The following is a 9,818-nucleotide window of genomic DNA, read 5'->3' as shown; positions in this document are numbered from 1 at the left end:
GGCCACCGAGGCCACCGAGGCCACCGAGGCCACCGAGGCCACCGAGGCCACCGAGGGGATTGAACCGGAAGGAGCCTCCGAGCATGGTGCTCGGAGGCTCCGTTGGGTAGCGGCTGTGTCAGTCGTCGGCGGTAAGGCGCTTCCTCGACTGGTCACGGTGGGTGAGTTCGTCACGGATCGCGTCGCAGCGTTCGGTGAGTTCGCGCGCTTCCGCATGGGCAGCGTCCCGGACTTTGATCACGGAGCGGCGTGATCCGTATTTGCCCCCGTAGGTCTGCTGGGCGACGGTCGCGAACATGCCGGTGCGTCCCAGGTCATCGGCCTGGTTCGCCACGTCCATGACCTTCTGCAGGGTCGGGAAGTCGCGTCCGTCTCCCCACGCCGCAGCGAAGATCACTTCCGACATGGTCGCGAGGAAGGTGGACGCGGCCAGATGCTTGGCCTGCCGCTCCGCCACGTCGGGCGTGGTCGCTTCCGGCTTGCCGGGACGGTAGCCGTTGCGCTTGGCGGCGTCCTGGACGGCCCACTGGCGGATCAGTGCACGGTCCGCGAGGAACATCTCCCCATTCTTCGGCTGGTACTGCCACTGGTCGGGTTCGCGGGTAGCCACGTCGACGGAGGCGACCACGCATCCACGGACAATCATGCCGAATCGGCGTGCGAAGATCAGGACTGCGTCCTGAGCGATGTCGTCGGACACGTCGTCGCTGCCGTAGATCCCGCGTCCGTCCCGGGCAATCGTGGCCGACCGGTCAGCGCGCTTGCGGGACCGGGACGCGTCCACCTTCCAGCAATACCGGTGCGCGTGCTCGGCGATCGCGGACCAGTCCGCTTCGGTGACCCGCGCCATGTCCTCCACCGTGACCGCCTCGGCAACAACGGAAGGAATGTCCCGGGAAAAGAACGAGGAAACAAAGGAATTCGACATGGAAGACTCCACGCAGGTGGGGGATTTTCGCGCCGCACGCCAGGCGCAACGCGCCGATAACCAATAATCCCTCCCCCTCCAACGGAAATCAATACCGACGACCCGCAATTCCTGGATTTCTTAAAGCTTCCCCCGACCACATTTCCGCAGCAGAGGACCTTTTTCGAATCACATCCCGAACAAAGGAAAGATAAAACCGAACCGAACCACCAGAACAGTGAAAGGCAAAAACAGAGAAGCGGAATGCAAAGCACCTCAACGGACTGGGTCTACCCAGACAAAAGCCTCTCCGCCTGTCCTGCCGGTCACCCGTCGCCGCTCTCCTACCGCCGTCCCGACTATCTCCCCGTACCCGGGGGTACCAGTCGGGCTGTTTTTGGGCGGCGCCAGCAGGACGATGACCTGCGCGAGCTCTCGATGGAGGGATAGCCCATCAAATGGGAGACCGGGATGCGTATCGGATGGGCTACCGGACGGGGCCCCCGATGGGCATGGGGTACACCGCCGACGAAGCCTGACCTCTCGGCAATAGGCCGCAGCACGGCGAGCGGTTCGGCCTACGCGGCCAACGCGCAGGTCACAGCCCCGCTGTGCACTCGCTGCGTGCTCCACTGGCATGCCCGGCGCCAGCCCGCCGCAGCGGTACCGACCGTCCGCAGCCTTCGCGCCCACCACAATCGCTGTCGGCCGGATTGTTCGGTCGCGGCACACAGCCCGGGGTCCGCACATGCAATTCTCGCCCAACATAGGCGCAGCCGCTATGCGTCACGATACCGGCGCCCGTTACTGTCCTGCGATATGGCACGTGTGACGCCCGCCCTGGACCGTCTCACCGAGACCGCCAGAGCAGATTTCCTGCGCGACATCACCCATCCGGGGATGACCGGGGCTGGCGTGCCGCGATCGATGACCATGGGCGACATGCTCGCGGCCAGAACGACAGCCTCAGCGGGTACGAGCAGCTACCCGCAACTCGGTTCCCGCGTCACCCTGGCCGTACCACGGCTGTACAACCTCCGGCGTGAGCACCACGTCGAATCCGACGAGAAATCCCTGGAACGGGCGGTCAGCGACCCCGCTCTCCATGGCGTCGGCCAAGAGATCACCGCGAACCAGGCGCCGGGATCCGCCCCTGCGAAGGGCGAGTCCAACGATCAACTTCCCCCGGTGATCAGCACGAAAATGGCGATCACCTGGACCGTCGAGACCGTGGTCAGGCCATCGCCCCCGCTAACCGGCCACGCCTCACCCGGGGATGCCCGTCGTGACCGGCGATCCGATATATAGCGCCTGCCGCCGTTTGTCCTGTCCGCTCCCGTGCGCGGGTGTGGGGCTGGGGTTTCAGTCGGCGTTTGGTGTCGGCTGGCGGCGCTCGCGGAGGCTTGTCACGAGCCGGACGAGCGCGGCGACGAGGCTGAGGAATCCGCCGAGCGCGGGCGCGAGTCAGCCAGGTTGGTGTCGTGGTCCATGGCTTGGTTCTCCTGTCGATGTGGTGATTGGGGTGACAGGAGACAGCACATTGGATCATGGACATGTCCGGCTACAGTGCCGGACAGACCCGGACGGACAGCGTCGCCATCGCGGGGGGACACGGCGGGGTGACCAGTGTCCGGCCGGAGGGCCACCAGGCAGGGTCGGACGGGAATCCCACCGCCCGCGCCAAGTGATCGGCGCAGCGGAGGCACGGGGGGCACGGAAGACCTCCTCGTGTGGGTCTGATGGGTCACCAGGTAGGGCCGTCGGCGACCTCCCCCTCCATCGTGAGGCCATAGCGGTGCAGCCGCTGATCATCATCGGCGCTCAGTACCGCGTGCAGCCGGGCGCGGGCCCAGGTGTCGCCGGCGGTCGCACGGGCACTTAGTTCGTCGAGTTCTCCGTCCCGACTCAGCTGGGTGGCGAGTTGAAGTGCGGCTACTCCGTTGCCAGCATCGGCATGGGCGCGCAGGACGGCGATCGCACCGGCGCGGTCTCCGGCCGCAGTCAACATGGTCACGAGCCGGAAGGCGCTGCGCGCGGCACCGGCATTCGCGCGGGCGCGAAGGACAGCACGTGCGCCCTCATCGTCTCCAGCTTCGACCAGGAGCTCAACGAGCCGCTGTGTCGCCCAGGTGTCGCCAGCGGACGTGCGGGCGCGCAGGACATCCATCAGGCCTTCGTGATCCTCAGCCTCGTGAAGGAGCCTGACGAGTTGACGGATGATCCAGTTACCACCGTCGTCGGCGTCGAGGTGATCGCGCAGGACGATGATCGCACCGTCACGATCGCCGTCCTCGAGCAGGAGCGCGGCGAGCCAGTCGGCGGCCTCCCAGTCGCCAGCGTCGGCGCAGGCCGCCAGGATGGTGATGGCGCTGGCGCGATCTCCCGCGGCGAGCAGAACGTCCACCAGTCTGAAGACGACCTCCTGGTCGCCACCGAGGGCACGGTCCCGTAGTTCGTCGACGTGGCCCCCTTCGACCAGCAGCTCGGCGAGATGGGAGGCCGCGTGCCGGCCACCCGCGTCGGCGACCGGACGCAGGATGGCCATCGCCCCGTCCCGGTCACCGACGGCGACCAGCACGTCGACCAGGTCGTCAACGGCGTCGGGGTCGCTCATGTCGGCGGCGCGCATCACGGCGATCGCACCGTCGTGATCCCCGGTCTCGAGGAGCAAATCGGCAAGGCGGGTCCGGAGCCAGGCCAACTGGTCGACATCCTTGACCTCCTCGACGCCGTCGCGGGCGGCAGCACGCAGAACGGCGATCGCCCCGGCACGGTCGCCGGCGTTGACAAGCAGTTCGCCGAGCCAGCCAGCGGCCCAGATGTCTCCCGCGCCCGCCCGGGCTCGCAGTTCATCGACGTCGCCGGCCTTGGCGAGCATTTCGGCCAGTGTCCCGGCGGCTGCCGGATCGCCGGTGTCGGTGCGTGCTCGCAGCTGGTCGACGTCCCCGGCTTCGGCTAAACGCAGGGCAAGAGCGATTGCTGCTTCCTTGTCTCCCTCTTCGGCACGCGCGGCTAACCCGTCGAGGTCATCGACCTCCAGCATCAGGTCGATGAGCCGGGCGGCGGCACGCCAGTCGCCTGCGTCGGCAGCCGGCCGCAGGACATCGGCCGCGTCCTCATGGTCCCCGGCTCTGGTCCGCTGCTGGGAGAGCACGTGGGCCGCCTCGCCGTCGCCGGTCGCGGCTCGGTCACGCAGGCCGTCGACATCCCCGACCTCGAGCAGCAGCCCGGCGAGCCGACCGGCCGAGGACCGGTAGCCAGCATCTGCAGCCTTATGCAGGAGCGGGACCGCGGCGCCGTACTGGTAGCGGTCGAACGCGGCATCAGCGACGCGGTGGACGTCCGCAGGATCGGTGAGATGGTCGCGCAGCGCGATCCAGAGGCTGGCGGGTGGCCGCTCGCGGCGACGGGTACGGGTGGCGTACTGGACGAGGTAGTCGGCGGGGGTGTAGCCGGTGACCTGGCCCATGCCGCCGGGGCCGGTTGGCTCCAGTGCGGCGGCGGCGCCGTGCATCGTGGTGTTGTCAATGGCATAGGCGCGGGCGTCGTCGAACCAGTCGGCGGGCGCACGCGCCCGTTCATGGTCGTTGAGGTAGCCAGGCGCTGCCGCCTCCAGCAGCCGGGTCGGCAGGGGTCCGCGGGCGCCCAGGCGGGCGGCATCCAGCGCGGCGGTCAGCACTGCCCACCGGTAGGGCCCACGGCTCGGCCCGCCAGCGCCTCGGGCCCGTTCCCAGCGCGCGACCAGCTGCGGAGCGGCGGCCAGGGTCTGGGTCAGCCCGTAGCCGCTCATCGCCAGCGCGGTCCGGAGTTTGGGATCGGCCTGCGCGGCCAGCTCGGCTCGGCCTTGCTCACGGTCGCTGAACGCGCCCGGGATCTGTACCTCTCTGGCCAGGCGCAGCAGCATCCGTTGCTCCCGGTAGAGGTCCTCGTTGCCGTCCCGGCCGGGCAGCGAGGTGTAGAGGCTGTGCCAGTACGGCCAGATCGTGGCAACCACCACCACCGGACCCGCCCCGTCCAACAGGTCGCGCAGCACCCCAGCGGTCAGGTCCGGGTCGGCGTCGAGGTAGTTCTGGATCTCATCGAGCCAGACGACCAGCCGGCGGGGGCGGCACGCGACCAGCGCGCCGACCTCGACCGCGTCGGCGGGGTGGACCAGCCACCAGCCCGGCAGCTCGGCCCGGACGGCCTCGTAGGCCGTCCGGGTCTTACCAGCCGAGGAGTCTCCGACCAACAACACGAACCCGCCATGCTCGGCCCCCGCCGCGAGCCTGGAGCGCACACCGCCGACCGCCTCGTCGACGTCCCGGGCCACATAGGTCGGCAGATCGTCGTCCTCCGCCCCGTCCACCTGGATCGGCCGGTGCACGCCCAGCCGGTACGGGTCGGCGTCCTCCACGCGTACCCACCCCGCAGGTGGGTCCTTCACCTTGCTGCCGGCGCGTTCCCACGCGGCCAACCACTGCACCCGCTCTGGCGCCGGCACATCACACACGTCGAGGAACGCGCTGACGGTCCGCTTCGACGGCCGTGGCCTGGCGGAGTTCTCCGCGTCGCTCGCCGTGGCCCGAGGCAGGCTCAAGCCACGCTTCCTCGCGGTCATCTCCATGTCGCGGACCGACAGGCCGGCGCGGCGGCGCAGCGCGCCCAACGCGGCGGCGAGACCTTCAGGAGAGTTCACGCCGGACGGGTCTGGAACCACCACCGCGTCCAGCGACCTGTCGCGTTCCACGTGCTCCCCCCGTACACCCAGCCCGATGATCCGCCGGCCGCTGGCGGCGGGACGGCTGTCCGGATCCGCCGTCGCCCGGCCGCCCGGACACCTGCACCTCGCCGCGCCACCGCAGGTGGCGCGACGGTCTGTCCGGGTCTGTCCGGCACTGTAGCCGGACATGTCCATGATCCGGTGCACTGTCTCCTGTCACCCCAGCGGCCCAGCCGCCCGTACCGACAGGAGAACCACGACCATGCACGACACCGAACTGATCGACCTCGCGCCCATGCTTGGCGGGCTGTTCAGCCTCGTCGGCGCCGTCATCCGCCTCGTCACCGACCTCCGTAACCGCCACCGGCCGACGCACAACCATGGCTGAACCGACGGCGGGGAGCTCGCTCGCCGTGCGCGCGAGGAGCGCTGGGCCCGACGCGACCAGGGCCAGGGCGGCTGACCGGTGCGGATGAATCCGCCACCCGTATGGCCCAGGCCTGGTCGCGGACCTGTCTCGCTCCCGGTAGTGGTTCATTTGCCTCGTTCGCCGGGTTCGGCCACGCGGGCGGCTTCGTCGAGGTGAGCCCGAGGTGGGGCACGGACCAACGGCGCCGTGCCCCGCGGTCATCCGCCCCCGGTGATCAGCGCGGGGATGGCAATCACCTCAACCTGGACCGTCGAGACCGTGGTCAGGCCATCGAACGCCCCGGTCTGACCGGCGCCGGCCCAGGTCACGTTCCAGGTCAGCGTGACAGTCACGGGGAACGTTCCGCCCGGCTGATCTTCTGACACGCGCTGGTAGGTGTGACCGCAGTCCGGGGACGACGCCTTCGGGTCACCGCCAGCCGGGTAAGGAGTGCCGGGCCCGGCACAGTGGACCTGGGTGCCGTCGCCCATCGACCAGTCGACCCCCGCGGGGGTCGCCGTGGCGGTCACAGACACGCCGCCGGCGGCTGCCGTCGCGGAGACCGGCTCCCAACCCGCAGGGTCGAGCCACATCCAGGTCGGCAGGCGGATCAACTGCCGGCTGGTCGGGCTCAGCGCGATCGCCGGGCCTTGCAGCCGCAGCTGGCTCCGGGCCTGCTCCGCCAGCCCACCCACATCCGGCCCGCCAGCCGCGGGCCCTCCCTGACCGTCGGGTATCCACACCGGCGGCCGGTACAGAGCGTCCCGCACCCCGTCGGTCTGGCACTGGTAGACATACCAAGCACCCGACCGCCCATCCGGACCCGTCGCGGCCGGTCGCGCGAGAAGTGGGCCGGGCCGATCGATCGCCGCGACCACCCGCAGACCCCCGTCGGGGGCCCGGCGGAACCGCACCGGCTGAACCGCCTCCGCGGTGGGCTGGAAGTCGCTGCGGACGTAGGAGCAGTGCGCGACATCCGCAGGGTCGAGCGCCACGTCGCCCGGCGGGGCCGCCCCGCTGCGGCCGGAGCTACCGCCCCCGCTACTTCGCGGTAGCGGCGCCTGCCCGCCGGGCGGTCTGGGTGCGAGGCCGCTACCGCCCGCGGCCAAATCGCAGCCCGGGATGGGATTCTGCGCGCAGTCCGTGGTGGCGTAGCTGTCCGCGAAGGCCGGCGCGCCTGCGGCAAGGAACCCCAGCAGGCAGGCCCCGGTGAGGACGAGGCGTCTCAGCCGCATGATCCCACCGGCTCGACAGCGAACCGGGTCACCTTCCACGACCCGTCCTGATGTTGGCGCACCTCGGACGTCACGGCCCGCCGGCCGCCCGGCTCGTCGGTGAACGGCGCCCCGTCCGCGCGGTGGCGCAGCCAGTTCGTGCTGTCGGAGCAGTCGAACACCCTGACCGTCGTCGGCGCGTCCGCCGGCTCCTCGGAGGTGACCTCCGGATGCAGCAAGGGGGCGCCGCTCGACACCAGCCCGTTGTAGTGATCGGCATACAGGCCGCCGGAAACCGCCTGCAGCGCGTCCCCCGACGCGTACCGCGCCAACTCGGGCGACTGCCAGTCCGAGGTATGACTCGCCTCGGCCATCGCCCCCCAAAGACCGACATACGCGGCCACCGCCCGCTGCCCGGCAGTATCAGTGGGCGACGTCGGCGTTGGTGTCGGCGTCATCTGCGGCGCCGGGGATCGACTCGTCGACGGTGCCGGACCGGGGGCCGGTTCGGCACCGTCATCAGAGCTGCACGAGACCACGAGCACGCCCGCAGCCAGCAGTCCGACGGCCGTCCCGCGGACCGTCCAGCGGCGACCGCGAGAATCCGAACGAGGAGCCGCCACGTCCATCTCGCAAACCTCCAGCGCCGGTCCGTCACGCCCTTACGACGGAGCGTCCCCTTCAGCCTGCCTCGCCGGACACAAACCGGTCCGTCCGAACTTCTTAGTCAAGACGACACACCAGCACGATTTGACACATTCGGCCCACGATTCAGCTAGTCATTTGGAGTCACCATATGACCCAAAAGAACCACAAGATCACTGGGATGAACCGAACGCTGGGCGACTGCGCGGCGAAGGCCCGTACCACCCGAATCCGGTCGCCGATGGTTCCCGCCGACAGCCGTCTCGCCCAAGCCCTCGGCTACAGCCACGGCCGCTGCACCGCCCACCCCCGCCGCCGTCCCGACCGGGTGTGACCCGTTGATCCGCCCGGCCGCCGGCAGAGCGGATCATGTCGGCTGTGGGGGAAAGCGTGGGCTGGCGGCTGTGGCTGATGATCGGATCGGTGGCAGCCGCGATCGCCAGCGTGGTGGTCTTCGGACTCGGTGACGCCTCGAGCGTGGTGACCGTCCTCGGTCTTCCCCTCGCGCTCGCCCTGACCGTCTACGCCCCCCGCCTCGAAGCCGCCGCCCGGGCTCGCCGGAGACGGGCCCGCCAGATCCGTAACGTTCAGGCCCGGCACGGTTCCTACGTGGGCCGCCACACCGCGCTCGCCCGCCTGCGCGACGGGTTCACCCGCCCTCCCACCCAGCCCGGCCGGCCGGTGGTGCAGGTGCTGTGCGGGATGGGCGGCGCTGGGAAAACCCAGCTCGCCGTCGAGTACACCTGGCGGCACGCCGACCGCTACCCGCTCGTCTGGTGGGTCCGCGCCGAACAGCCCGGCCTGATCGAACAGGACTTCGCAGCCCTCGCCACCGCCCTGGACCTACCCGTCGGCGGCCAGGACGACATTCCCACCCGCGCCCGCGCGGCCCTGGCCGCTCTCGCGGAACGCCCTGGCTGGCTGCTGGTGTTCGACAACGTCGACACCCCCGCCGACTTGCACCCCTGGATCCCCACTGGACCCGGCCACGTCCTGGTCACCGCCCGCAGCCGGGCACTGGCCAGCCTCGGCACCCCGCACGAGATCGGCGAGTTCACCCCCACCGAGGCCGTCGCCCTGCTCACCCGCCGCACCACGCTCACCGCGGCCCAGGCCATCCAGGTCGCCGACGCCGTCGGCCGCCTCCCCCTCGCCGTCGAACAGGCCGCCGCCTACCTCGCCGTCACCGGCGCCACCGTCGAGAGCTACCTGCGCCTGCTGCAGGCCAACCTCTCCGAAGCCACCAGCCACGCCCCCGGCGACTACCCCGCCGGCGTCGTCGCCTCGCTGAGAACCTCCCTCGACCGGCTCGGCGCCGACAACCCCACCACGCTGCGACGGCTGCAGGTCCTGGCCTGCTACGCCCCCGAACCCCTCCCCGCCGGGCTGCTCACCACCGTTACCGAGGACTCCGTCATCCCCACCGTCAACGCCCTCGACCGGTTCGCGCTCGCCCGCTACGACCCCGACCACACCACACTTCACCTCCACCGCATCACCCAGGCCGTCATCCGCATCCACACCCCCACCAGCACCCAACCCGACCCCGCCACCGTCGCCGCCGACGCACTCGCCTACGCAACCCCCGACAACCCCGACCAGCCAGAAGCCTGGGACAGTTATCGGCAACTCACCCCCCACCTGCTCGCGCTCCTCGATACCCCCAGTCCCAGCACCTCGACGTTCCGCGCCGCCACCCGCCGCCTCACCGAATACCTGGGGCGCAGCGGCCAGATCCACCTCGCCCACCACACCGCCACCCGTCTCCACACCCACCACCAGCAGCTCCTCGGCCCCGACCACCCCGACACCCTGCGCAGCGCCGACCACCTCGCCAATACCATGCACCAGCTCGGGCAGTACGAGGTGGCACGCGGCCTGCGTGAGGACACCCTCCACCGCTACCGCCAGATCCTCGGCGACGACCACCCCGACACCCTG

The 9,818-nt window shown here is 70.2% G+C and carries 8 protein-coding genes; 4 read left to right on the top strand and 4 right to left on the bottom strand.

Annotation, left to right across the window (positions count from 1 at the left end):
- Positions 1-118: 118 nt before the first annotated feature.
- Positions 119-928 (bottom strand): hypothetical protein, encoded by an 810-nt coding sequence (locus AWX74_RS14865; protein ID WP_091276959.1) that lies wholly within the window; start codon positions 926-928, stop codon positions 119-121.
- Positions 929-1,726: 798 nt separating this feature from the next.
- On the opposite strand from AWX74_RS14865, the gene AWX74_RS14860 reads away from it, so the two are divergent.
- Positions 1,727-2,215 (top strand): hypothetical protein, encoded by a 489-nt coding sequence (locus AWX74_RS14860; RefSeq protein ID WP_091276955.1) that lies wholly within the window; start codon positions 1,727-1,729, stop codon positions 2,213-2,215.
- A 436-nt stretch (positions 2,216-2,651) separates the two neighbouring features.
- Here the strand turns inward: AWX74_RS14860 and AWX74_RS14855 are convergent, their stop codons facing one another.
- Positions 2,652-5,636, bottom strand: coding sequence for a helix-turn-helix domain-containing protein (locus tag AWX74_RS14855; RefSeq protein ID WP_131799464.1), 2,985 nt, complete (start codon positions 5,634-5,636; stop codon positions 2,652-2,654).
- A 235-nt stretch (positions 5,637-5,871) separates the two neighbouring features.
- Here AWX74_RS14855 and AWX74_RS42040 point away from each other — a divergent pair, with 235 nt between their 5' ends.
- Complete coding sequence (locus AWX74_RS42040) at positions 5,872-5,997, top strand: hypothetical protein (protein WP_278184630.1); 126 nt, start codon at positions 5,872-5,874, stop codon at positions 5,995-5,997.
- Positions 5,998-6,236: 239 nt separating this feature from the next.
- On the opposite strand, the gene AWX74_RS14850 is transcribed toward AWX74_RS42040, so the two are convergent.
- Positions 6,237-7,253 (bottom strand): ATP/GTP-binding protein, encoded by a 1,017-nt coding sequence (locus AWX74_RS14850; protein WP_091276950.1) that lies wholly within the window; start codon positions 7,251-7,253, stop codon positions 6,237-6,239.
- Positions 7,244-7,690: a hypothetical protein gene (locus tag AWX74_RS14845; RefSeq protein WP_226931255.1), complete on the bottom strand. Its 447-nt coding sequence runs from the start codon at positions 7,688-7,690 to the stop codon at positions 7,244-7,246. The genes AWX74_RS14850 and AWX74_RS14845 overlap by 10 nt, the downstream gene beginning before the upstream one ends.
- A 368-nt stretch (positions 7,691-8,058) precedes the next feature.
- Between AWX74_RS14845 and AWX74_RS40005 the strand changes: the two genes are divergently transcribed.
- Together AWX74_RS40005 and fxsT are read left to right on the top strand one after the other, a co-directional pair.
- Positions 8,059-8,211 carry a hypothetical protein gene (locus tag AWX74_RS40005; RefSeq protein WP_165615636.1) on the top strand — a complete coding sequence of 51 codons (153 nt, stop codon included), beginning with the start codon at positions 8,059-8,061 and terminating at the stop codon, positions 8,209-8,211.
- A gap of 35 nt (positions 8,212-8,246) precedes the next feature.
- Positions 8,247-9,818 (top strand): FxSxx-COOH system tetratricopeptide repeat protein (fxsT, locus tag AWX74_RS14835; protein ID WP_131799463.1); only part of this gene is annotated, 1,572 nt, incomplete at its 3' end.

Source organism: Parafrankia irregularis (assembly GCF_001536285.1).
Lineage (GTDB): Bacteria > Actinomycetota > Actinomycetes > Frankiales > Frankiaceae > Parafrankia > Parafrankia irregularis.
The sequence above is the reverse complement of the archived record's forward strand: the minus strand, read 5'-3'. Positions and strand labels throughout refer to the sequence as shown.